Below are 21328 nucleotides of genomic sequence, written 5' to 3' on the forward strand. Positions count from 1 at the left end.
GCAGCCTGCCCGCGCCGAATCCCGTCCGCTCGCCGCCCGCAACGACGCCGTCGGTCAGGGTCACCGCACGGAAGTCGGGCTTCTTCCAGCGGACCGTGCCCGCGGAGGGTTCCACGGCGTACGTGGTGTCGGCCGGGGTGACCAGCGCCGCGCCGGCGTCCACTCCGATGACCTGCGGTGCGAGGATCTCGTCGGCCCCGATGGCTGTGGCGGCGAGCCCCCGGGTCCGGGTGCGGATCGCCGCCCGCCAGGGTTGACGGGGCCACGCCCCCGACGTCCGGAAGCCCGGCGTCGGAGGCCGTGGGGCGCCCCGGCCGAAGGTGCGGCGCTGCGAGCCCTGCGGTCCGGGGAGTTGCTCAGCTTTCCGCGACGGTGATGGCCGAGACCGGGCAGGCCCGGGCGGCCTCCCGTGCGAGCGGGCTGCCGTGGCCGTCCTCGCGGCCCGGGAGCACCTCGCTGAGCCCGTCGTCGTCCTGGGTGAACACCTGGGGCGCGGTCAGCGCGCACTGGCCGGCGCCGATGCAGACGTCTTGGTCGACCGAGATCCGCATGCCGCTCACCAGGCCACGGGGAGTTCGAGCATGCCCTGGATGGTGTCCCCGGGCTTGAAGGGGATCTCGTCCGGGTCGGCCGCCAGACGCAGGCCGGGCAGCCGCCGGAAGAGGGTGCCCAGGGCGATCTCCATCTCGGCGCGGGCCAGGTTCTGGCCCAGGCACTGGTGGATGCCGAAGCCGAAGGCCAGGTGGTGGCGGGTGGGCCGGTTCCAGTCGAGTGAGTCCGGCTCCTCGAAGACCGTCTCGTCGCGGTTGATGACGGAGGTGGAGAAGACCACCCCCTCGTCCGGGCGGATGGTCACACCGCCGACCTCGATCTCCTCGGTGGCCACCCGCAGCATGCCGTCGGCGATCGAGAGGAACCGCATCAGCTCCTCCACCGCCTCCGACATCAGCGCGGGATCGTCGCGGAGTTCGGAGAGCTGCTCGGGGTGGCGCAGCAGTGTGTAGGTGCCGAGCGAGATCATGTTCGCCGTGGTCTCGTGGCCCGCGATCAGCAGGATCACCGCCAGGTCGACCAGTTCCTCCACGGTGGTCTCGCCGGTCACCAGCCGGGTGGCGATCAGTTCGTCCAGCAGCCCGTCGCCCGGATCGGTGCGCTTGCGCCGGATCAGGGTCTCCAGGTACGTGTCCAGCCGGCGGCGGGCGTCCTCGACATCGGCGGGCTCGGGGCCGCGCAGCAGCCGCCGCGACTGCCCCTCGAAGAACTCGTGGTCCGCGTACGGGACCCCCAGCAGGGAGCAGATCACCATGGACGGGACGGGCAGGGCGAAGGAACTGACGAGTTCGGTCCGCGTGCCGCGCGCCACCATCGCGTCGATCAGCCGGTCCACGGTCTCCTGGATCTGTGGCCGCATGGCGGCCGTCCGCTTGACCGAGAAGCTCGGGATCAGCATCCGGCGCTGCCGGTTGTGCTCGGGGTCGTCCACTCCGAGCAGGGCGGCGCGCCGGCTCTGGATGCCCTTGAAGCGGCGGGTGGGGGCGGGGAAGGCCTCCTTGGTGCGGTCGCTGGACAGCCGCGCGTCGGCGAGCAGGGCGCGCGCCTCGGCGTGGCCGGTGACCACCCATACGGAGCGGCCGTCGAAGAGGGTGACCCGCGAGAGGGGCCGGCTCTCCCGCAGCGGCTCGTACGCGGTGGGTGGGTGGTAGGGGCAGGTGCGGTCCTGGGGGAAGGCGACGGCATCCGGCAGGGCATGGGACATGGCCTCGGTCATGGAAAACAACACCTCGCAAGCGATGGTTCCGTTCACGCCGGACTCCATTACATGCCTAAGGCACCTATCTCATCCATGCCAGTTTCGGCCAGTCCGCCCGGGTTCACCCGGGCGCGCGTTCCCGGGCCCCCGAGGGGAGCGGGCCGGACCGTCCTGGACGTCGTACGGGGCGGGTGGCGACACCTTGCCCCTCGGCCGCATCAAGCCGGATCGAGCCGAATCGAGGGGTCAGCCGATGCGGACGGTGATCTCGGGGAGGGGGATGTCGGAGAGGTTCAGGTGAAGCCCGGCCAGGGTCAGGTAGGTCTGCGAGTCGGTCAGGGCGGAGGTGGTGGACGGCGCCAGGGTCTTCCCGCGGGTGCTCACCAGCAGGTACCAGCCCCCGCGCTTGTAGCTGCGGGAGGCGTCGGGGCGGTCGCCGTTCGGGTTCGGCGTCCAGCCCTGGCGCTCCAGGTCGGCGCAGATCGCGTTCATCTCCGCCTGTGCGGCGGTCTTCTCGCGGACGGCCGTCCAGCCCGTCATGTTCGAGTTGGGGTCGGCCGCGGCGGTCGGGCGGCCCTGCGCCGGGTCGAGACCGGCCGCGCCGACCGCGGTCCGGATCGCCTCGTCCACGGCGTTCCGTGTGAGGGGTGGTGACGTGGACTCCGGTGTGGGCTCCGTGGACGGGGACGGCATGGGCGCGGGCGCGCCCAGGTGGATGCGCCCGTCGTCGTCCACCTGGATGTGATCCGGCAGGGCCACGGCGGCCAGACTCACGATCAAGGTCGTGGCCAGTCCGATCCACACCCTCTTCAACAGCGCGTTCAATGCGAAACCCCCCGAGTGATCATTCCGAGGGAGTCTCACACATACCGCTCGTGGATGCCGTCCAGTTGTTCTCGTCGGGGGGCGCAACCCGCGAAAGCCGTGGAGCCAGGCGAAGCCTCGCGAAGCCAGGCGCTCGTCCGCCCGACGACCTGCGGTGGGGTTTCGAGTCCGGACCCGCGTGGAAGGCCGTGGCGGGCCATCACGGAGTGGATGCCGGTCCTCGCCCGGACCGGTCGGTCAGCCGCGCGGCCCTCGGGTCTCCTCCTCGCGGCGGAAGGCTTCGTCGCACGGCTCGGTGGAGTGCCTGGCGACCAGGGTGGCGGTGTTCAGGAGGCCTCCGTTGTGCAGCTCCAGCCGCCAGGATCCGCTGATCAGGGCCACTTTGGGGACGGGACGACGGTTGCGGGCCATGACCTGCCAACCGTGTTCCTTCAAGGCAGTCTCCAGGGCGGCCAGCTGGGCTTCGTCAGCGGGGCCGTCGCCGGACCAATCCGCGATGCAGTCGGCCGTTCCGCCACCGTCCGACGGGTGGACGGGGCCCTGTGCGAGCCCGGCCGCCGCTGCGGCAGCGGCGAGTTCCGCCGAGACCACAGCCTGCGAGGGGTCGCCCCCGGCGCGCGGCACGGACTTCGACGCCGCTGGTTCCCGGACCCAGCCGTCGGCGGCGGGGTACTCCTCGGCCGGGGCCGCCATCACCGTTATCCCGCCGGCGACGGCAGCGCTCGCGACGACCGCAACCACAGCCCATCTCGCCCTGCGACCCCAGCCCACGTTTCCGCCCATGTGTCCTCCAGCTCCCGCACCATGCCGGAGCGGTGTCTTCCGGCGCAGGCACCAGGCTAGATGCGGCGTGTGGACGACCCCCGACCGAGGTACGCGAGCGCTCCGTGCGGCGGCTGCCACAGCGAAGTGCGGCCTCCCCTGCCCTGTTCACGTTCGGCGCGAGCGGCTCGGCATCCGTGCCGGGAGACGCTCCGTCATGGCTGGGCATCGAAGAGAGCGATGGAAGGGGGTGGCGGGGCGAGCACGGCGCGCAGGTGGGCGAGTGTGGCCCGCCACCGCTTCCGGTCGTCCTGGGCGACCCAGTTCGAGCCCGCCCTCTCCTCGTCGTCGGCGATGCGGGCGAGGGCCTCGTCAGCGAGCGCCCGAAGCTCGGAAGGGAGCACGGGCATCGGTGTTTCCGGGCCGTAGGGCGTGTCGACGGGGGTGCCTCCCGGACATTGCGCCGCGATCAGTGCGGCGGCGGCCACCGCCTCGTCCGCTTCCGTGAGCCGGCCCGTAGCCTCGATCGTCCGGATGAGAACGCCTCGGATCAGGGATTCGCCTGCCGCGGGCTCGGCGGCGTCGAGCGCGTCGGCGAAGTCCGCGGCCGTGTCGTTGTCGAAGGGGCCGGTGTTCCAGGTGCCCATATGGGTCTCCTCGCGTGCGGTCGCCCCGGATCCTCGCATCAGGTACTGACAGCATGGCCACGAGGACCCGGGCGACCGGAACTCGCCTGCGGCTTCCAGGCGTTGGTACGGCGCTCGCCACGCATCACGGCCGCGCCGCCCGGCGCCGCACATGGTCTTCCCCAACCGGTGAAGCCGCCCTAACGTCGTGTCATGGACAGCGTGCGGATCGACCGTTCCGACCCCGACGTGGTCGACGTGATGCTTCGCGAGGAAGTCGGGCCGCTCGTGTTCGCCGCCAGGCGTTGGCCCGGGGAGGTGGTCGGGTCGCTCGCAGCCGGCGCGCTGTACGGCACCCCGGTCTATGTGGTCATGGCGATGGTCCTCCAGCAGCGGCCCGGTCGGATCTGGGCCGCGGTCGGGATCGCCGCCGCGGTGGGACTCGTCGTCAACACGTTCGTGATCCTGTACGGGGCCTTTCGGAGCGTGACCCGGCTGCGGTTCTCGCCCGCGGCCGCCCCGACCACCCTGACCCTCGTCCGGGGCCCCCGCACGGACCGGCCGAGGCCGCTCACCGACGTACAGCAGATCTGGATCGACCACTCCGTCGTCGAGTCGTACAAGAGGGACCGGAAACCGGTGTCCGCCAAGATCACCCTGCATGTGCTCCTGAAGAACGGCCGCACGATCCGGCCCATGCCGATCCTCCCGTGGACGACCGACGTCGTGCCCCTCCACCAGCTACTGCAACAGACACTCGCCCCCACCGCCGTTCAGGTCGACCTGGTCGTCCAACGCCGCGTGCAGTCCCCTCCGTGGATGGCCATAGGCCACGGCGGCTCGACCGGCGGCGGAGGCTGACCGGAAAGCCCGCGGCTCGGCGCCGATCGCCTTCGGCGGGCGAAGCGACCGCTCCCGTTCCGCCTCGCCCGCGGGGACGGCGGGCCGGCGGCCGGCGATCGGACGCCGTGGTCGATGACCTGTCAGTTGCGAAGTTGTTGCCGGAGTTGTGGGCTCCGCCACAGCCCTCGCTCCCACAACCCTGCTGAAGTCGGGCGATGGCCTTCTTCCTCCTGCTTCTCGTTCCGGCCGGTCTGATCCTCCCGTTCGTCTTCGCGGGACGGGCCCTCGGTGTCCTGGCCCGGGCCGGCGGCCTGCGGCAGGCCGACAGCCACGCCTGGCTGCGCACCGCGGGCTTCGTCCAGGCGGCGATCGCGTTCGGCGTGTACACCTGGGGGCTGCTGCACGTCACCGGCGCGGTCATGTCGGCCGAGGACGGCGGGACGGACTCGGTCCCCATCCGGCCGTGCCGTACCCAGGGCTGGGAGCAGCGGGCGGAGTCGATCTCCGGCTACCGGGTGGAGTACGTGCCGCTGCGGTTCGTGTGCGAGGCCGACGACGTCGGCGACCACCCCGTCTCCGTCCCCGGCTTCGTCAACCCGGTCTTCTTCTTCCTCGGACTCGGGGCCGCCGTCTGCTTCACCGTCGCTGCGCTGGATTCCGACGACAGCCGCGAGCAGGACGACACCCGGACGCAGGGCCTGTCGTAGATCGTGATCTCGGCGGTGAGGGGCGCCGAGGCGGCAGGTGGCCGGCGTCGATCGTCTCGCCCGAGATCGCCCACGCCGTCGCGGGCATCGGCTCCTCCTCCGTCTAACCGAGTTCACCGAGACGGAGGGCATCCCTTGTCTCGCTGAGCTTCGCGGTCGTGGCCGGGGTCCGCTCCTGCGCTTGTTCAGCGAGTCGGAGGGCGTCGTCGATCTCGCTGAGCTTCACGGAGGACAGGACGGCGGCCCGCTCCATCAGGTCGTCCCGGGACACAGTGGTCAGCCACGTGCACGGGGTGAAGCCCGGACGCGGGAACGCGAGCCGCAGCACGCCTTCGAACGGCAGTCCTTCACCGGCGCCGACCGTCACTTCGATGCCCAGACCGCTGATGTCGACGCCGGCCGGAGCGACGACCTGCATCACCCGGATCCCGGACGTGTCGTCTCCCGAGAGCAGTACGACCAACCTCCGCTCGTCGAACTGGACCCACCAGACTTCGCCACGTCGCACAAGTCCTCCAGACACATGACGGCAGGCAGTCGCTGCGCGACCCTGACGTGCTGCGGAGACGGTGCGGCCGCTGTTGATCATCGGTGTGTGAAGACCGAGGATCATGCGGTGGCCGCAGGTCACAGGGTAGGCCCTGCCCGTCGGCAGGGGGCGTTCGAGGGCCTGATGGCCCGGATCGCGGGCCGGTTCGCACGGGTCGGACCCCGACCGCTCCCGGGCCGCCGGACTCGGTGACAAGGACCTGGAGTTCGGCGCGACCGGGCATCGGCCCTACCCTGAGCGCTGATTCCCTGGCCTGTGGCGCGAACCCACGACCGTGGCGGTACCGGCCGTCTACGGGCTCACGGTCCGGTTCGGCTTCCAGGTCCGGGAACGGTCAACAACCGGCGGCCTGCGCGCGTCGCCTGAGGATCCGCCGGTGTACGGGCGGTGTCAGGACGGCGCCCAGGATGAAACCGAGCACGACACTCCGGCTCGCGCACACGATGATCCCGATAACCGCGCACAGAACGATGCCGGTCGCGATCAGACCCGCGACCTTGACATGCGGGGCCCGCTGATTCAGCCATTCCACGGTCGAGAGAGTCGTGAGGTGGACGGTGGAGCCGAAAGCGGCCGATGCCAGAACGGTCAGAGCATTCATTCCGCAACCTTTCAGAATCGGAATCCGGAAAGCTTCTCGTCGGCCCGCCGCTGGAACATCCGCTTCCGGCCAGGGCTGCTGACGGGAAAACTCATGTCCGCCGACCGGCCAAGCGTCGTGTCCGGCGGATCGGACTCAACAGTAACGATCTCCATCAAATGATCAAAGGATTTGAGTACTTCGACGTCGTTTCTTATGGCGTGATCGTTCGTTGAGCCGTGCATGACGGGTCTCGTTGAGCGGCTGGTGCCGGACGAGTTGTGGATGCTGTTCCGGCGGGTGGTGCCGCCGACGGTGGTGAAGCATCCGCAAGGTGGAGGCCCACACCGGGCTGGTGACCGCGAGGCCTTGGCCGCGATCATCTTCGTGGCAACCTCGGGCTGCACCTGGCGGCAGCTCCCACCGGTGTTCGGCCCGAGCTGGCAGACGGTCTACCGGCGCTTCGCCCAGTGGAGCCAGGCCCGCGTCTGGGCTCGCCTCCATCGCGTCGTTCTCGACGAGCTTGGTGCAAGAGGACAACTGGACCGGTGTGCGTGGCATTCCACCGATCCGATCCCGCCGAGGACCTCGTCGACGGCGCCCTGGCAAGCTCCACGCGGACAAGGGCTACGACTACGACCATCTCCGCTGCTGGCTGCGCAAGCGAGGTATTCGGCACCGCATCGCCCGCAAGGGCATCGAGTCTTCACAGCGGTTGGGCCGTCACCGCTGGGTCATCGAGAGGACCGTCTCCTGGCTCGCCCGGCTGCCGTCGACTCCACCGCCGCTACGAACGCAAGGCCGAGCACTTCCTCGCCTTCGCCGGGATCGCGGCGACCCTGATCTGCTGCCGCAGGCTGACCAAGTGAGGTGATACTCACTAGCATCGCCTCTCATGATCACAGTAGTCGTCACCATCGCGCTGGCGTTCGTCGGCTATGTAGCCACCTATCTCAACGGCTTGCGCCTGTCGCAGCGCCAAGAACGCCTCGCTCGCTTGAATCGGCAGCTCAGCGATTTCTACGGACCGCTGTTCGCCCTCACGGAAGCCAACAGCCGCATCTTCGGCGCGTTCATGGAACGCAACGCTCGTCCTGACGGCAGGTCGCCCTTCGTGCATGAGATACCGCCTTCCGACGAGGAACTCGCCGAATGGCGGTTGTGGGTCAGGACCGTCTTCCTCCCGAACATTCAGGCGATGCGCGACCTCGTCATCAAGCACGCTGACCTCTTGAACGAACCAGAGATGCCGCCGATTCTGCTTCAGCTGTGCGCCCACGTTTCCGGCTATGAGATCACAGCCGCCCGGTGGGAGCAGGGGAGCTATGACCAGCACCTGTCCGTGGTGCCCTTCCCCAGTGAGGAGATAGCCGCATACGCGCGGCACCGGTTCGCGGGCCTGAAGCAGGAGCAGGGCCGTTTGCTCGGGCGCCGGCAGGACAGCTGACCAAGAGAAACGATGCCTAATACACCTAGCGCCCCGTGGCGGCCGCATACGGGATCGACGACGGACGGTTCAGGTCCTGGGGCAGCATGGCCGCTATCCAGGCGTCGCGGCGGGTCCCGTTTTGGACCGTGCGGGCACGGTGGGTTCCCTCCAGGACGTAGCCGGCCCGCAGTGCGCAGGCGAGAGAGGCCTCATTGCCCACCTCCACGACCGCCTCCAGCCGGTCGACATCGAGCGCGCCGAATGCCCAGGCGGACATCGTGCGCAGCGCCTCCGACGTGTAGCCCATGCCCCGCTGTCCGGCAGCGGCCCAATAGCCGACCCAGGCCAGCTGCTCCGACAGTGCGGCCCAGCTGAGGCCGAAGACGCCCAGGGAGGCGACGAATTCGCCAGTGCCCTTGACTTCAGCCGCGAAGATCAAGTTGGTGGCGTTCTGCCAGCCTTGGGCGCAGGTCACCTCGATGAAGGACTTGGCCTGACGGAGCGTCGGTGAGGAGGGCACCTCGGTCCACCGGCGTACGGTCTCGTCCTGCCAGCCTGCCAGTACGTGTTCGGCGTCCTCGGGACCCATCGGCCGCAGGACCAGCCGTTCGCTCGTCAGGGTCACGGTGTCCATGAGAGGGCTCCCTTGTCCTGGGCCGTGAGGAGTTCTGCGTAGCGGCCGCCCCGGGCGGCCAGTTCCTCGTGCGTGCCGCGTTCGACGATCCGGCCGTGCGCGAGGACGATGATCTGGTCGGCGTGGCGCACGGTCGACAGACGGTGGGCGATGGTGACGCGGGTGACCCTGTCGGCTGCCTTCTCCAGTCCGGCCAGGACGGCCGCCTCCGTCTCCGTGTCGAGCGCGCTGGTGGCCTCGTCGAGGACCAGCACCGGCGGCCTGCGCAACAGTGTCCTCGCCAGAGCGAGGCGCTGCCGCTCTCCGCCCGACAGCCGGTGTCCCCGCTCGCCTAGAACCGTGTCGTAGCCCTCGGGCAGACCGAGGATCACGTCGTGCACGCGTGCCGCGCGGGCCGCGGCGTACAGTTCTTCCTCGTCCGCGTCCGGTTTGGCGAAGAGCAGGTTGTGCCGTACGGATTCGTTGAAGAAGAACGGCTCCTGCGCGACGACCCCCACCGTGTCGGCGAGTGAGGTGAAGGAGAGGTCGCGTACGTCGACGCCGTCGATGCTGACCGTGCCCTCTCGGACGTCGTACATCCGTGAGACGAGGTGCCCCAGGGTCGTCTTGCCCGAGCCGGTGGCGCCCACGACCGCGAGATGGCTGCCGGCTGGGACCATCAGGTCGATCCGGGACAGGCAGGCGTCATCGGTGCCGTAGCCGAAGCCGACCCCGTCGAAACGGACCTCGCCCCGCGGCTCGTGTAGGACGACCGGCCTCTCGCTCTCGACGATGTCGTTCTCGACGTCGAGGTATTCGAAGATGCGCCGGAAGTAGGACATTGACGCCTGGAGCTGCACCCCCGTCGACAGCAGCTGGGTGGTCGGCCATGCCAGCGCCTGCTGGAGCGCGACGAAAGCCACGAGCGTACCGAGCGAAGGAAGGGAACCCTCGGCCCCCGCCATGACACCCGCACCCCAGTACAGCAGGGGCGGCGCGCTGGCCATGAGGACGCCCAGCGCCGACATGCGCCACTGCCCCGACAGCCCGACGCGCAGCGATACGAGGGCGAGCCGCTCGGACGCCTCCCGGAACGCGGCCGCAGTCGAGCGGCTGCGCCCCGTGCTGCGCCTGAGGAGCACACCGGAGACCGACAGCGATTCCTCGATCATCCCGGTCATCTCCGCGACGCGCTGCTGCCGGTCGTCCGTCAGGTCGCGCTGCTCGGCGCCCACCCACCGGCTCACAGCCACGAACGCCAGCAGGATCGGCAGGACGAACAAAGTCATGCGCCAGTCCAGCAGCAGCATGGCGGCCAGGGTCGCGAGTACGCTCGCACCGTTGGACAGGACCGAGGTCAGCGTCGAGGTGAGGGTGGTCTCCATGCCTGCGATGTCACTCGTCAGACGCGACTGCAGGTCGCCGGAGCGGGCAGCGGTGAAGAAACTCACCGGCAGCCCCTGCACATGCTCGTACGTCTTCGAGCGCAGTTCGTGCATGACCTCGTGGCCCGCCTTGTTCGACAGCATGTTCTGCAACACGCCTGAGGCGTTCGCCACGACCGCGGCCAGGACCATTCCCGCCGCGAGCAGGGTCAGCATGCCTGTGTCACCCTGCGGCAGAGCTGTGTCGAGGATCTCCCGCAGCAGGAACGGCCAACCGGCCGACGCGGCTGTGTCCACGACGACCAGCGCGACGATCAGAAGGATCTTCCTGCTGTGGGGGCGGAACAGCCGTGCCACGCGACGGGCGGGTGTCGCGGCGGCGGATGATGATGTCGCCCCTTCGGGCTTTGCCCGTCCGGTGCCGGCAGTGAGAACCATGTCCCTTTCCTGGCGCGGGCTCACCGGAGCAGCGCCTCGACGATGGCGCACTGCCAACTGAAGGGCAGTGCGGCGCGATTCCAGTGGTAGACGATGAAGAATGCGGCCGCCTCCCGCGGCCCGACATACGCCCCGGGGGAAGCGAAGTACCCGGCGAGCCAGCGCGGGCACTCCTGCCGAGCGGCGACGGCGAAGGCCTCGGGGTACGGCAGGTTCCAGGGCCGCGTGGTGGCTGCCAGGCGGCCGGGCTCGGACCATACGCGGTGGATTTTCGTGACGGTCTCGTCCCATCCCGCCGCCCTGGCGCCGTCGATGCTCCGCCCAGCCTGACGGCGCAGGCGGTCCCAGACGTCCCGGTCTTCCCAGCCGACGATGCCGAGCGCGTCGAGCAGCGCCTCGATCATGACCAGGGACACCGCCCACGCGGGCCTGCGGTCCTCGGGGCGATGTGCCCAGTGTTCGGCCCAGGCGAGCGAGTCCGCGGTGAACAAGCGGTGCACGCTCGCCATGGACACAGGCCCGCCGAAGAGGTGCTGCTCGGGCTCGTAAACAGCACGCGACCACGCCTCGACCAGGCCTTGCTGCTGCCATCCCGTGATGACCGCGCTCAGGCCGTCGACGGTCTCTTCCCGTTGGCCGATGCGGTCGCCGGGGAGCCGGAACCGGACCCTGAGACCCGGGTCTTTGTGCATGAAGAAGAAGTCCTCGGCCTGCCCTGACAGCAGTCGCCGTGCGCAGTTGCCCAGAGCCGCATACAGCTCCGGGCCGCCCATGGCACCGGTCAGCGACAGCCTGTACTCCACCCACTCCGGCGGTGGCGCGGCGTGCACTGCGTCCAGCCCGCCCGCCAGCAGAGCCTCGACCGCCCTGGCGAACTTCTCGTCCCGGCTGCCGAGACCGTCCAGTTCGTCGGCGGCCTTCCTGAGGAATTCCGGCAAGGACTCCCCGCGCGGCCCGGCCGGTACGGCGCAGGGGTCGAAACTCACGTGTGCGTTCATGGCGTGCCCTTGCCGAGTCAGGCGGTCAGGAGGGCCGCGTCCCAGGGGAACGCCGGCCTCTCCTCGTCCGCGTAGGAATCCAGTGCGAGGGCGATCCCGGCCGCTCCGTCCAGCAGCCCCGGGTAGTCCCCGCCGTGCGGGTTGTCCGCGTGGGCCGGGCGGTAGCCGAAGCGGAACGCCTCGTTGAAGCCGGCCGTGATCCGGGCGGCGATCTCATCGCGCGACGTCCTGACGGCCGTGGCGTGAGCGCCGTCCGTGAAGTACCCCAGGAGGTACAGGAGGCCTGCCCAGCCGTGGCACATGCCCATGCCCACCTCGCCCCAGGACTCGGCCGGTACGGCGACGGCCGCGGCGACCGCGTCGTCTGCGAGGGCGGGCCAGTCGTCGCGGCCCACGGCCCGCCCGGCGATCTGCAGGGCCCTCGCCACGCCGGGGGTGTCGTAACACCAGCGGAACTGGCGCGTGCGAGCGGCGGCGAGGCTGCCGGTCAGGTACTCGCTCCGGGACAGGAAGCCGGGCCAGAAGGGCCCGTACGCGTCGTACTGGGCCCAGGTGACCAGCAGGCCGGCCAGCCGCTCGACCGCCTCCAGGAGCCCCGGGCGGCGGATGCCCTGCGTGTGGGCGAGGGACAGCAGGACGAGAGGCCCGGGGACGCCGTGTGCCAGACCCAGGTTGAGGTGGCCGTGGCGCGCCACGTCGGAGTCTGCGTCGAAGAAGGGCGAGGGCGCTTCGTCCACCCAGAAGCCGGGCAGGCCTGCTCCGGCCGCGGCCGAGGCGTCCGTGGCTTCGAGGGCCATGCCGATCAGTGTGTCGAGCACGGTGTCCCTGGCTTCCGCCACCTGCTCGCCGCGCAACAGGAGGTAGCGCCCGATGCCGGCGAGGCCGCCGATGGCATCGAACCGGTCGAGCTCGCGGCGTTGCAAGCCCGCCGCCGGGTTGCACAGCGCCATCGCGGCGCGGGTCACGTGCCGGTCCAACTGCTCGAGCGCGCCGCCGTAGCCGCCGGTGGTAGAGCGGGCGGCGAGCATGGCGAAACCGAGTCCCGTGACATGGGCCTGCAGTCCGATGCCGGAATGCGGCACTGTGCGCATCAGCTGTGAGCAGCGCTGCAGATGGCCGTGGGCGGCCGTTGCGGCTTCGGGATCCCGTACCGCGCGGCTGCTGAAGAGCAGCGAGATGCCCGCATGGCCGCGGGCCAGTGTGCCGGCCTCCAGCTCCGAGATGTTCACGTGGCGGGGCTCGCCGGGACGGTCTCCGATCGGTATCGCCCCGGGGTCGGCAAGACGGCGGGCCAGGGTGTCCGCCACCGTACGCGCTGTGAGGCGTATGTCCCCGTTCATCGGTCCCCCCTGTGGTGCTTGAGCCGGTCGGTGTGTGCCCGTGCGATGTGCGCGAGCAGCGTGAGGGTGCGCAGCTCGGAGCTGCGGTCGACGCCGATGAGCCGGTTGTGCTGCATGTGGAGGAAGCTCAGGACGGTATGGCGCCGTGCGGCCTGGCTTCCGGTCCGCCGAGCGGTGTCGGCCAACGCAGTCGCCAGCGTCTCCAGGGCCGCCGTCGTGCGCCAGGCATCGGCGAGGCCCGGCATTTCCAGGACCTCCGCGAGCCGGGTGGCCGCTTCCCCCGGAACGACGAGCCGCGCGGTGTCGGAGATCAGCTTCCTGGGCAGCGATCCGTCCGTCGAGCGGGGGAACAGCCCACCGATCCACTGCGGCCACTCACCGGGCATGAGGGCGTCGAGCATGAGGCTGTAGTCGGCAACGGCCAGCTGTTCCCGGGACAGCCCCCGCCCGGCCCGCAGCAGCCGTAGCTGCGCTGCCGCCGTCTGACTGTCCAGGCAGAACACGGACTCCGTTTCGGCCATCAGCCCGGGGCCGCCGTACCGGGCGGTTTCCGGCTCGTACGGACAGACGCGGAATGCCCTGATCAGCCTGCGCGCCCGCAACTCATCCAGTTGCGCCTTGAGGCCGGCCGCGACATCCGGGTCGGTGGAGCGGACCCTCAGCCGCACGTGGGGCTCGGGATGGAAGAAGCGCACGAAGTGCCAGCTGTCCATCTGGTCGTGGCGGGGGCGGAGCATGTCGTCGAGGGCGCAGACCAGTTCGTCGTGCGTCTCCGGTACGGACGACAGCTCGGCATAGAACCACTCGCCGCCGGGGGAGTGGTGCACGGCCGGGACCGGGTCCGCGACAAGCACCGGCCGCGGGGCGGTGGCGGCCTCACGTGCCACCAGGGGGACCGTGATCTCGTTGGCCCGTCCCCCCACCCAGCCGTACGAACCGAGCGCCTGCAGGGACTCGGTGATCCTGACATGCGGAGACTTGATGAGGTCCCGACGCAGGAGCTCTTGGTGAAACGGCGCCCGCAGGTCGATCTCGTATCTGCTGTCGGCCTGGGAGACACCGACCCGGTCGGGGACCGAGAACTCCCCGCGCCATTCCTCCAGCGCGGCACCGAACGCCGCCGCGGACCGGGCGCTGTCGCGCATGGCGAGGCTGGGGCGCCAGCGGAGCGGGGATATGACGGTTTTGCCCAGGCGGACGCGGGGCAGCCAAGGTGCGGCACCGAAGCCCGACCAGTCCCAGACCTGGAGGATGGACGGGGCACCCGTGTGTTTCATCTCGGCGAGCAGCCTCACCAGGTTCGGTGATTGCATCTCCAGGTTGAGCATGTGCGGGACGACGGGGTGCACTTCCTCCCTGGTCGGCGCGTGCACCAGGCGCAGCCGCTCGCCGTCCGCGGCCACCAGGAGGTCGCGCCAGTCGAGGGAGAAGGGACTGTCCGGGTCCGGCATCGTTCCCACGGTGATCTCGTGCGGGACGAGTCGGCCCACCTGCGTGACGTTCCCGGCCCTGGAGTTCATGGGCTTGAAGGCCAGTTGCGCCGTGATGCCGTCCGGGGCCGGTGCCCGGAGCAGCGCTCCCATCTGTTCCTCGATACCCGTCATGGCAGCGAAGCGACCCATGGACGCGCCGGCCGTCGCCGATCCGATCATCGGAGCGGCGACCAGCACGAAGTCGCCACGGTCCAGGTCGCCTGTGCGGTCGGCGAGGAGCTGGAAGGTCAGCTCGAGTGCGGGTGGAGGCGTCGCGCGTTCCGTGGTCAGCGCCTCGACGTCGGCGGGGCTCAGGTCGATCTCGCGGTCCGGGCTGAGCATGCCGCGCTGGATCAGCCGGCCAAGCACTTCGAGGCGGCGGCCGTCGCGTGCCTCGTCCTCGTTCCCCTCGTAGGCGGCGAGGCGTGCGTCGCGGGAGACGGGCGGGTTGCCGTACCCGCGGGGAAAGCCGAGCCCGGTATGCGGGTCGATCAGCTCGGGCAGCCGTACGGCGCCGGCTTCGCCGTACTTGTCCGTGAAGGCTTCGCGGTACTCGCGCATGTGACTGTACACATCGGTGTGCGGGGTCATCGCCCACAGCGCGGAGGCGTATCTTTCCACTTCTTCGGTGACGGCGGGAGGGATCGCGACATCCGCGGCCATGGCCAGGTCGACATGGGCCACGGACACGTCGGGGCCGGTCGCTCCGGAGGAGAGGTGGAGCGAGCGCCACAGGCCCGAACCGCCGCCGGCAGGTTCCTTCTCGAACTCGTCCATGACGGCGCGGAGCGCGGTGAGCCGGCGCCCTTCATCGGTGTCCCCGCCGAGGATGTCGAGGATGCGGCCCACGGCCTTCTCGTCCAGGGACTGCGGGGTGAGGGAGGTGATCAGGAACTCTCTGCGCGCCAGCTGGAGCAGGAGCGCGTCGAGGCGGTCGCGGTCCACGGACGGGTGGGCGGCAGCCGCCCTGTCGAGCAGTGCCGTCCAGTTGACCGGGCGGGCGGCCTCGGCCAGTACCCAGCGGACGAATGAGGTGCAGCGGACGGTGACCTCCCGGCTGCGGTACTCGTCACGGCCGCAGGAGAGCACCAGACGGTCGCCGCGTACGAAGCAGAGGTCGTTGACCAGGACATCCGCAGCGTGGCGGAAGTGCGGCTGTTCGAGCCAGTTCCCCGCCTGCTCGGCGAACCAGCCGGCATCGATGCGGACATGCCGGCTCCCGGGACCGTCGATGACTGCGCGGGCACGGTCGGCGGTCCGCAGCGGGGACACGCCGGCGCTCAACCCGAACGGCGTGGGCCTGTCGGTGACGCGCAGCGCGTAGCGGGCCATGGACAAGGAGGCCTTCAGGAGGTGCTTGGCCTCGACCGGTGCATCCGCTTCGACCTTGCCCAGCACGGCGGCGAGGGAGCCGCTGGAGACCTCGACCGTCTCGCGGAACACGGCGTGCCCCGCCAGAGCGCGGAGGTAGGCGGCGAGGTCCCCGCCGGCGAAGGAGCCGTCGGCAGCAGGACGGGGCAACGGGGCCGAGAGGGCGCCGCGTTCCAGCGCGGAGAGCCGCAACAGCATCGGACCCGTAGCGGTGAAGTCCGGTGTCAACGCCATGGCGAGGTGCCTCCAAGGTGTGAGGGGTGGGGAAACGCCGGGGCGCCGCGACCGATTCGAGCGCGGCGCCCCGTGGTGCTGTCCCTGGTGCCGGTCGTGCGTCAGGCGCAGCAGACCGGGCCGAGCTCGTCGACGCAGGTGGTCATCGTGGAGGTCTGGGACTTCGAGGCACAGGTGATCTTGGTGAAGCCCGCCATCGGCTGCAGGGAGGCGTCCAGCTCCGCGGAGACCGCGAAGTCGAGCTCGAGGTCGAAATCGGAAAGGTCGGCAGCGGCAGCGGGGATGAGAGTGGCGACAGCCATGGAAGTTCTCCTCTTGATGATGCGGCCGGGGGTTTTCCTCCGGTCGTTCTGAGTTGGAGTCTTGGTCATCAATACAAGCCGAATCAATCCATTTGAGGAAGAGTTGAGGTGGCGAAAATTTGAATCCTTCATTCCGCACAATGATCACTCTCGGTCAGGTCCCCAGGTGGGTGAAATTGGAATTCACCATTCCCTTAATTCGTTGACCTGCACTTTTGCGGCTAGCTCAAGTAAGTCTCAGATCTAGCTCAACTTACTCTCCGGTCATTAACAACCTCCCCTGCCGACGCGTAGTGTTACTGCCGCGCCGACCCGAAGCTGTCCGAATGTGGCCAGTTTTTCGCCGAACAGGCGGCGGTGTCGGATGTGTGCGGGCCCTCGCGCGGCCAACGAATGTCCGGGTTTTCCGAAAGTGTGCGGGGGATTCTCATCCACCCCCAGTTTGCCTGTTTCTCGACCGGCAAATTCTAGAATGGAGTGCTGAAATGGACCGATCGCGCATTCTTGCCATCGCCAGCGGCGTCCTCACGGTCGGCGTCCTGGCCGCCGGACCCGCTGCGGCGGCCGAAGGGACGCAGCCCGAAGCCGCCTCCTACGCGGCGCAGGCCTCCGGCGAGCGCTCCGCCGCCGACGGCGACCTCGCCGTGAACTACTTCCCCTGCTGCGTCTGACACACCGGCGCAGCGGCTGCCCTCCCGACGCGGGCAGCCGCTGCGCCGTTTCCCAAGCCGTACCGAGGAAGACCCCGAGGACGAGGTGACCATGTTCCGAGAGCTCCGGGCCGCGTGCACCGCGGCCGTCTCCAGCCCCCACGCTGCCCTCCAACTGACGGACCGCCTGGCCGGCGCCGCAGGCGTCATCGCCTCCCTCGAGTGCCTCGCCTCGACACGTTCCTCGTTTCAGGTCGGCTCGGTCCTCAGCCGGGACCTGATGCGGCAGAGGATTCCCGCGAACTCGAAGCTGCTCACGGCGCTTGTCCGAGCCACCTCGGGGCGCCGCAGGGAACAGGCTCTGGAAGCGGTTCGCCTGGCAGCCTCCGCCACACTCCTCGCCGGAAAACCCGGCCGGACCCCGCGTGCCGCGGCGCTGGCCTTCCTCGCCGCGTCGTCGGCGGTCACTCACCGACGCCACACCGTGCAGTCGGACGGGTCGGAACAGCTGCTGTTCCAGGTCCAAGCAGCCTCCGCCCTTGCCAGCGCCGCCGGCGGCGGAAGCGTCGCGGACGCATGCCTCTGGTACATCGCCGCGCAGTCGACCCTCGCATACACCGTTTCCGGTTACTCGAAACTGGCGGGAGCCGAGTGGCGCTCCGGTCAGGCCCTCCCCCACGTGCTGCGCACCGAGACGTACGGCGACCGGAGAGCCTTCAACCTGGTGCGGGCCCACCCCCGTACCGCCCGTGCCGTCGGCGCGGCCGTGGTGCTGGGCGAGTGCGGCTTCGGGCTCCTCTACTTCCTCGGACGGGGCCGACACGCCCCGGCGTTCGTCTCGGCCGGGCTCGTCTTCCACCTGGTCAACGCACGCACCATGGGACTCGGCCGCTTCCTCTTCGCCTTTGCCGCCACTTATCCGGCGATCCTCTACACCGCGGGCCAGATCTCCGGGAGGTCCCGTCATGGGCACTGATGCCAGAGTGATCCGTCTGGCGGCAGTCGGAACGGGAGCCGCTGCGCTGGCCGCGCTCGCCGACCGGGCCGCCCGCCACCGACGGGTCCTCGCGGGGCGCGGTGACGAACGTACGATCACCGTCCGCTCCGGCAACAAACTCGCCTACCGCTTCACCGACGGCGCCTCCCGCGAGGGGGAGCCGGTGTTCGTCTTCGCGACGGGAGCCCTGGCCACCATGGAGCACTGGGCCTGGCTGACCGCCGGCCTCCGGGCCGGCCGCCGGCCGTCGCTGCTTCTCTACGACCGGCCCGGCTACGGCCCCAGCCGTCGTCACCGGGGCAGCGGCCCTCGTGCCGTCACGGCTGTCGAAGACCTCGTCGAACTCGTCGAACGGACCTGCCGCGACCGCCGCCTGGTCCTCATCGGCCACGACCTCGGGGCCGGACTCGTCATCCGTGCCGCGGAACATCTCGCCGCCCGAACGGCGGGAGTCGTCGTCCTCGAACCCTCCCTCACCCACGACGACGCTCCGCCCCCGGGCGACGGCCACGAAAACCTCCCCTCCCTCTTCCTGTGGTCGCTCCGACTGGGATGGGGCGGTCTCCTCGCGACGCCGCGCTGGCTGGCGGACCTACCCGATGACGCCCGACCCCAGTGCGAAGACCAGTACCGGGACCCCCGCATGTGGCAGACGGGGTATCAGGAGAGGACCGGAAAGCCTGCGCTGTCCACCATCACCCCATCCGCGCTGGCGCGGACCCCTGCACCAGTCTGCTTGATCTCCTCGGGCAACGAGCTGCCGCAAGCCCTTCCTGACTCGGTGGACCATCACGTCGTACGAAGCCGGCCGGGGCAACTGCTCGTTTCCCGCGAGAGCGCGCTGCAGGCGGCCTCCCTCATCACCGCGTTCACGGCGGCCCTCCTGGAGGGGAGCCCTGCGACATGACCCTTTCCCCACGCCGCAGACGCGCCATCGACCTGACCGTGGAAGCGGTCCTGGGCGCCGCCCTGGTCGCCACCGCACTGAGCCAGCACCCGCTCCGTGTCTTCGACCGGCTGCGTACGCTGGACCGCACCGGCCTGGTCCTGCCTGACTGGAGGCTGTTCGCACCCGTTCCGGTCATGCACGACCTGCACCTCCTCCACCGCCCGGTTGGCCACGCAGGCGCCTCCGACTGGGAGGTCGTCTCCCGTATCTCGGCACGCACGGCCCTTCAGACGGTCTGGTTCCCCGAACGGCGTGAGCAGAAGGCAGTGCTCGATCTCTGCCGGGAACTGGCCTTCCACTCCGCGCAAGGACTGCCCGACCTGCACGAAACCCCCTCCTACCGCATCCTCCGGGACTGGCTCCGGCACCTGACCTGCGAGCGACAGCCGGACGCGGACGGGTTCCAGTTCATGATCATGAGGACGGGAGGTCACGACTCCGAGGAGCCGCCGACCTGCACGTTCCTTTCGCCCCTTGAGAAGAGGAAGGCGGTCGGACGGTGAACTACCTGATCGCAGGGATCCAGTTGTCCCTCCTCGGCACGTTGCTGGTCTCCGGCATCGGGAAGATCCGCGCCCCGCGGGACTCCCGGTTCATGGTGGAGGCGGTGCTGGGGCGTGCGGCGCCAGGGCTACGGCGGTACGCACCGATCGCCGCGGGCGCCCTGATCGGTGCGGAGCTGGTCACGGCGATCGCCCTGACACCCGGACTCCCTTTCCGCGGGTTCGGGTTCGCCGCCGCGCTGCTCCTCTTCTCCGTCTTCACCGGGGTGGCCGTCCACTCGTCCCGGTCCCGGACGAAGATCGTCTGCGCCTGCTTCGGGCGGGCCGCCTCTCCTCTCGGTGTCCGGCACGTCATCCGAAACGCCCTGCTCACCACGATGGCAGCCGGCGGCCTCGCACTCGTATTCACCACGGGTTCCGGCACGGGAGAGCTCGCCGGCCTGGCTCTGGCCGCGGCCTTCGCCCTCGTCTTCACCGTGGTCATCGCCTTCCTCGATGACCTCGCCTCTCTCATAACGGAGTAGTAGAAATGATCTTTGTCGTCGCAGGCATGGTCCTCGTCGGTGCGCTCGGCCTTCTCAACCTGGCCCTGTCCCTCGCCATCGTGCGCCGGTTGCGGCGCCAGGAAGAGCAGCGCCGAGCCGTCGACCCCCACGCGCCCTCCGGTCCCGAGGTGGGCACGAAGCTGCCGATGTTCTCGGCCCCCGCCATCGGTGGCGAGGTGTTCGCCTCCGAATCGCTCGCGGGCGGTGCGGCGGCTCTTTCCTTCATCACCACCAGCTGCGGCGCGTGCGACGAGTTCGTCGAGGACATGCCGGAGTTCGCCGCCCGGACCGGCCTGGACGATTCCCGCATCGTGGTCGTCATCGCCGGCGAACAGGGCAAGGCCCGGCAGATGGCGGATCGCCTCGACGGCCTCGCCACGGTGGTCTTCGAGGAGGCTCCCGGCGACATCTCCTCCCTCTACTCGATCACAGCGACCCCAACGACCGTGATCGCGGATGCCGACCAGTACGTCACTGCCACGCACACCGGTTCCAAGCCGAACCTCCAAGCACTTCCGGCGTAGTCGACGCCGGATGCGTGAGCACGATACGTACCGGAAGGAAAAGCACTGGTGAAACTCCTGACCAGGATGGGCGACGCCCTCCTCGGCAGACTCGCGCCGGAGGCCACGGCGACGGCCGTTTGCGGCGACTGCTCTGCGATCGAGATGGGCTGCGGATACAAGCAGAACAAGTGCTCCGGGGCCTACCTGTACAAGCGCTGCTGCTGCACCGGCAGCTGCGCGAACTGCTCCGCAGGCGTCTGCGGGCCGTGGCAGCTCTGCGGCGCCTACTGCTGAACAACCCGCCGAAATACCGACCCAGCGAAAGGTGATCTGCCCGTGAACCGCTTCACCCGACTCGGCAACGCGATCCTCGACAGACTCGCACCGGAGGCCACGGCCGTCGCGTGGAACAACTGCTCCCAGGGGTGCCCGTCCTCGTACCCCTTCAAGGAGACGCACTGCTACGGCCCCAAGATGTACGTCCGTTGCTGCACCACCATCGACCATTGCAGCTCGTGGCAGTACTGCGGCCTTCAGTGCGCCTGATCTGAAACAGCCCGTGCTCGCCCGGGCCCGTGGCTCATGCCTGGCCTGATGCGAGGACGACAGCGCTTGCAGATCCCGACCGACCGGCAGCCGCCGTAACTGGCAGCTCGCGGTCCCTCCTGCTGACACGACTACTGAATAGGAGACGAAACCCGAATGAAACTGTTCACTCGGCTCGGCAACGCCATGCTTCACCGGTTGGCACCTGAGACATCGGCAGCGGCGTGGTCGCCGTGCACCTCTGGCTGCCCCGCCCGTCACTACTGGGATTCGAAGTGCGTCGGCGCCACCTTGTACGTCAGCTGCTGCATGTTGGGCCCAGGTTGCACTCCCTGGGTCAGCTGCGGTCCCCAGTGCGCCTGACCTGAAACGGCTCTGCTCCCGCCGATCCGTCGGCGGGAGCAGGG

At 69.6% G+C, this 21328-nt stretch carries 25 protein-coding genes and 1 pseudogene; 12 read left to right on the top strand and 14 right to left on the bottom strand.

The window, feature by feature from the left end; genetic code table 11:
- Positions 1 to 356 precede the first annotated feature (356 nt).
- From ACWG52_RS03705 to ACWG52_RS03725, 5 genes are all read right to left on the bottom strand, one after another.
- On the bottom strand, positions 357 to 551 hold the full coding sequence (locus ACWG52_RS03705) for a ferredoxin (protein ID WP_033215998.1): 195 nt from the start codon (positions 549 to 551) through the stop codon (positions 357 to 359).
- Positions 552 to 556: 5 nt separating this feature from the next.
- Entirely contained in the window at positions 557 to 1768 is a 1212-nt protein-coding gene (locus ACWG52_RS03710) for a cytochrome P450 (protein ID WP_389801521.1), read from the bottom strand.
- Between the two features lie 228 nt (positions 1769 to 1996).
- Positions 1997 to 2575 carry a hypothetical protein gene (locus tag ACWG52_RS03715; RefSeq protein WP_389801518.1) on the bottom strand — a complete coding sequence of 193 codons (579 nt, stop codon included), beginning with the start codon at positions 2573 to 2575 and terminating at the stop codon, positions 1997 to 1999.
- A 237-nt stretch (positions 2576 to 2812) separates the two neighbouring features.
- Entirely contained in the window at positions 2813 to 3316 is a 504-nt protein-coding gene (locus ACWG52_RS03720) for a hypothetical protein (RefSeq protein WP_389801515.1), read from the bottom strand.
- 236 nt (positions 3317 to 3552) lie between these two features.
- Entirely contained in the window at positions 3553 to 3984 is a 432-nt protein-coding gene (locus ACWG52_RS03725) for a DUF4259 domain-containing protein (RefSeq protein ID WP_389801512.1), read from the bottom strand.
- Positions 3985 to 4176: 192 nt separating this feature from the next.
- Here ACWG52_RS03725 and ACWG52_RS03730 point away from each other — a divergent pair, with 192 nt between their 5' ends.
- Both ACWG52_RS03730 and ACWG52_RS03735 read left to right on the top strand, forming a co-directional pair.
- Positions 4177 to 4824: a hypothetical protein gene (locus ACWG52_RS03730; RefSeq protein WP_389801510.1), complete on the top strand. Its 648-nt coding sequence runs from the start codon at positions 4177 to 4179 to the stop codon at positions 4822 to 4824.
- 197 nt (positions 4825 to 5021) lie between these two features.
- Positions 5022 to 5513, top strand: a complete 492-nt coding sequence (locus tag ACWG52_RS03735; protein WP_389801507.1) for a hypothetical protein — start codon at positions 5022 to 5024, stop codon at positions 5511 to 5513.
- A gap of 103 nt (positions 5514 to 5616) precedes the next feature.
- Here ACWG52_RS03735 and ACWG52_RS03740 read toward each other — a convergent pair whose 3' ends face one another.
- The 3 genes from ACWG52_RS03740 to ACWG52_RS03750 form a co-directional block, all read right to left on the bottom strand.
- Positions 5617 to 6021: a type II toxin-antitoxin system PemK/MazF family toxin gene (locus ACWG52_RS03740; RefSeq protein ID WP_390138357.1), complete on the bottom strand. Its 405-nt coding sequence runs from the start codon at positions 6019 to 6021 to the stop codon at positions 5617 to 5619.
- Between the two features lie 376 nt (positions 6022 to 6397).
- A complete protein-coding gene (locus ACWG52_RS03745; RefSeq protein WP_390165733.1) occupies positions 6398 to 6664 on the bottom strand; it encodes a hypothetical protein in 267 nt (88 codons plus the stop codon).
- Positions 6665 to 6675: 11 nt separating this feature from the next.
- A complete protein-coding gene (locus tag ACWG52_RS03750; protein WP_453129115.1) occupies positions 6676 to 7026 on the bottom strand; it encodes a hypothetical protein in 351 nt (116 codons plus the stop codon).
- Here ACWG52_RS03750 and ACWG52_RS03755 point away from each other — a divergent pair.
- Both ACWG52_RS03755 and ACWG52_RS03760 read left to right on the top strand, forming a co-directional pair.
- Positions 6929 to 7512 (top strand): annotated as a pseudogene (locus ACWG52_RS03755) (transposase). The gene ACWG52_RS03750 and the pseudogene ACWG52_RS03755 overlap by 98 nt on opposite strands.
- 26 nt (positions 7513 to 7538) lie before the next feature.
- Entirely contained in the window at positions 7539 to 8090 is a 552-nt protein-coding gene (locus ACWG52_RS03760; protein ID WP_389801496.1) for a hypothetical protein, read from the top strand.
- A gap of 25 nt (positions 8091 to 8115) precedes the next feature.
- On the opposite strand, the gene ACWG52_RS03765 is transcribed toward ACWG52_RS03760, so the two are convergent.
- The 6 genes from ACWG52_RS03765 to ACWG52_RS03790 form a co-directional block, all read right to left on the bottom strand.
- A complete protein-coding gene (locus ACWG52_RS03765; protein ID WP_389801493.1) occupies positions 8116 to 8706 on the bottom strand; it encodes a GNAT family N-acetyltransferase in 591 nt (196 codons plus the stop codon).
- Positions 8694 to 10427, bottom strand: a complete 1734-nt coding sequence (locus ACWG52_RS03770; RefSeq protein ID WP_453127788.1) for an ABC transporter ATP-binding protein — start codon at positions 10425 to 10427, stop codon at positions 8694 to 8696. The genes ACWG52_RS03765 and ACWG52_RS03770 overlap by 13 nt, the downstream gene beginning before the upstream one ends.
- A gap of 101 nt (positions 10428 to 10528) precedes the next feature.
- Positions 10529 to 11506, bottom strand: coding sequence for a thiopeptide-type bacteriocin biosynthesis protein (locus tag ACWG52_RS03775; RefSeq protein ID WP_389801487.1), 978 nt, complete (start codon positions 11504 to 11506; stop codon positions 10529 to 10531).
- A gap of 17 nt (positions 11507 to 11523) precedes the next feature.
- Complete coding sequence (locus tag ACWG52_RS03780) at positions 11524 to 12846, bottom strand: lanthionine synthetase C family protein (RefSeq protein WP_389801484.1); 1323 nt, start codon at positions 12844 to 12846, stop codon at positions 11524 to 11526.
- Positions 12843 to 15923, bottom strand: a complete 3081-nt coding sequence (locus tag ACWG52_RS03785; RefSeq protein ID WP_453127791.1) for a lantibiotic dehydratase — start codon at positions 15921 to 15923, stop codon at positions 12843 to 12845. The genes ACWG52_RS03780 and ACWG52_RS03785 overlap by 4 nt, the downstream gene beginning before the upstream one ends.
- 101 nt (positions 15924 to 16024) lie before the next feature.
- On the bottom strand, positions 16025 to 16225 hold the full coding sequence (locus ACWG52_RS03790; RefSeq protein ID WP_389801479.1) for a hypothetical protein: 201 nt from the start codon (positions 16223 to 16225) through the stop codon (positions 16025 to 16027).
- A 485-nt stretch (positions 16226 to 16710) separates the two neighbouring features.
- Between ACWG52_RS03790 and ACWG52_RS03795 the strand changes: the two genes are divergently transcribed.
- The 8 genes from ACWG52_RS03795 (at position 16711) to ACWG52_RS03830 (ending at position 20921) form a co-directional block, all read left to right on the top strand.
- Entirely contained in the window at positions 16711 to 16896 is a 186-nt protein-coding gene (locus ACWG52_RS03795; protein WP_389801477.1) for a hypothetical protein, read from the top strand.
- Positions 16897 to 16987: 91 nt separating this feature from the next.
- Positions 16988 to 17851, top strand: coding sequence for a hypothetical protein (locus ACWG52_RS03800; RefSeq protein ID WP_389801474.1), 864 nt, complete (start codon positions 16988 to 16990; stop codon positions 17849 to 17851).
- Entirely contained in the window at positions 17841 to 18779 is a 939-nt protein-coding gene (locus ACWG52_RS03805) for an alpha/beta hydrolase (protein WP_389801471.1), read from the top strand. The genes ACWG52_RS03800 and ACWG52_RS03805 overlap by 11 nt, the downstream gene beginning before the upstream one ends.
- Entirely contained in the window at positions 18776 to 19324 is a 549-nt protein-coding gene (locus ACWG52_RS03810) for a hypothetical protein (RefSeq protein WP_390138347.1), read from the top strand. The genes ACWG52_RS03805 and ACWG52_RS03810 overlap by 4 nt, the downstream gene beginning before the upstream one ends.
- Positions 19321 to 19848, top strand: a complete 528-nt coding sequence (locus tag ACWG52_RS03815) for a MauE/DoxX family redox-associated membrane protein (RefSeq protein ID WP_390138345.1) — start codon at positions 19321 to 19323, stop codon at positions 19846 to 19848. The genes ACWG52_RS03810 and ACWG52_RS03815 overlap by 4 nt, the downstream gene beginning before the upstream one ends.
- Before the next feature lie 5 nt (positions 19849 to 19853).
- Complete coding sequence (locus tag ACWG52_RS03820; RefSeq protein ID WP_389801463.1) at positions 19854 to 20393, top strand: TlpA family protein disulfide reductase; 540 nt, start codon at positions 19854 to 19856, stop codon at positions 20391 to 20393.
- 48 nt (positions 20394 to 20441) lie between these two features.
- Positions 20442 to 20669 (top strand): hypothetical protein, encoded by a 228-nt coding sequence (locus ACWG52_RS03825; RefSeq protein ID WP_389801460.1) that lies wholly within the window; start codon positions 20442 to 20444, stop codon positions 20667 to 20669.
- Positions 20670 to 20711: 42 nt separating this feature from the next.
- Entirely contained in the window at positions 20712 to 20921 is a 210-nt protein-coding gene (locus ACWG52_RS03830; RefSeq protein WP_389801457.1) for a hypothetical protein, read from the top strand.
- The last annotated feature ends 407 nt before the right edge of the window (positions 20922 to 21328 follow it).

This window comes from Streptomyces sp. CLCI03 (genome assembly GCF_053615355.1).

Excerpts from the sequence above, each read along its gene's own strand:
- ACWG52_RS03705 (WP_033215998.1), bottom strand. The coding sequence starts at position 551 with ATGCGGATCTCGGTCGACCAAGACGTCTGCATCGGCGCCGGCCAGTGC.
- ACWG52_RS03710 (WP_389801521.1), bottom strand. The coding sequence starts at position 1,768 with ATGACCGAGGCCATGTCCCATGCCCTGCCGGATGCCGTCGCCTTCCCC.
- ACWG52_RS03725 (WP_389801512.1), bottom strand. The coding sequence starts at position 3,984 with ATGGGCACCTGGAACACCGGCCCCTTCGACAACGACACGGCCGCGGAC.
- ACWG52_RS03730 (WP_389801510.1), top strand. The coding sequence starts at position 4,177 with ATGGACAGCGTGCGGATCGACCGTTCCGACCCCGACGTGGTCGACGTG.
- ACWG52_RS03735 (WP_389801507.1), top strand. The coding sequence starts at position 5,022 with ATGGCCTTCTTCCTCCTGCTTCTCGTTCCGGCCGGTCTGATCCTCCCG.
- ACWG52_RS03745 (WP_390165733.1), bottom strand. The coding sequence starts at position 6,664 with ATGAATGCTCTGACCGTTCTGGCATCGGCCGCTTTCGGCTCCACCGTC.
- ACWG52_RS03750 (WP_453129115.1), bottom strand. The coding sequence starts at position 7,026 with ATGATCGCGGCCAAGGCCTCGCGGTCACCAGCCCGGTGTGGGCCTCCA.
- ACWG52_RS03760 (WP_389801496.1), top strand. The coding sequence starts at position 7,539 with ATGATCACAGTAGTCGTCACCATCGCGCTGGCGTTCGTCGGCTATGTA.
- ACWG52_RS03765 (WP_389801493.1), bottom strand. The coding sequence starts at position 8,706 with ATGGACACCGTGACCCTGACGAGCGAACGGCTGGTCCTGCGGCCGATG.
- ACWG52_RS03775 (WP_389801487.1), bottom strand. The coding sequence starts at position 11,506 with ATGAACGCACACGTGAGTTTCGACCCCTGCGCCGTACCGGCCGGGCCG.
- ACWG52_RS03780 (WP_389801484.1), bottom strand. The coding sequence starts at position 12,846 with ATGAACGGGGACATACGCCTCACAGCGCGTACGGTGGCGGACACCCTG.
- ACWG52_RS03785 (WP_453127791.1), bottom strand. The coding sequence starts at position 15,923 with ATGGCGTTGACACCGGACTTCACCGCTACGGGTCCGATGCTGTTGCGG.
- ACWG52_RS03790 (WP_389801479.1), bottom strand. The coding sequence starts at position 16,225 with ATGGCTGTCGCCACTCTCATCCCCGCTGCCGCTGCCGACCTTTCCGAT.
- ACWG52_RS03795 (WP_389801477.1), top strand. The coding sequence starts at position 16,711 with ATGGACCGATCGCGCATTCTTGCCATCGCCAGCGGCGTCCTCACGGTC.
- ACWG52_RS03800 (WP_389801474.1), top strand. The coding sequence starts at position 16,988 with ATGTTCCGAGAGCTCCGGGCCGCGTGCACCGCGGCCGTCTCCAGCCCC.
- ACWG52_RS03805 (WP_389801471.1), top strand. The coding sequence starts at position 17,841 with ATGGGCACTGATGCCAGAGTGATCCGTCTGGCGGCAGTCGGAACGGGA.
- ACWG52_RS03810 (WP_390138347.1), top strand. The coding sequence starts at position 18,776 with ATGACCCTTTCCCCACGCCGCAGACGCGCCATCGACCTGACCGTGGAA.
- ACWG52_RS03820 (WP_389801463.1), top strand. The coding sequence starts at position 19,854 with ATGATCTTTGTCGTCGCAGGCATGGTCCTCGTCGGTGCGCTCGGCCTT.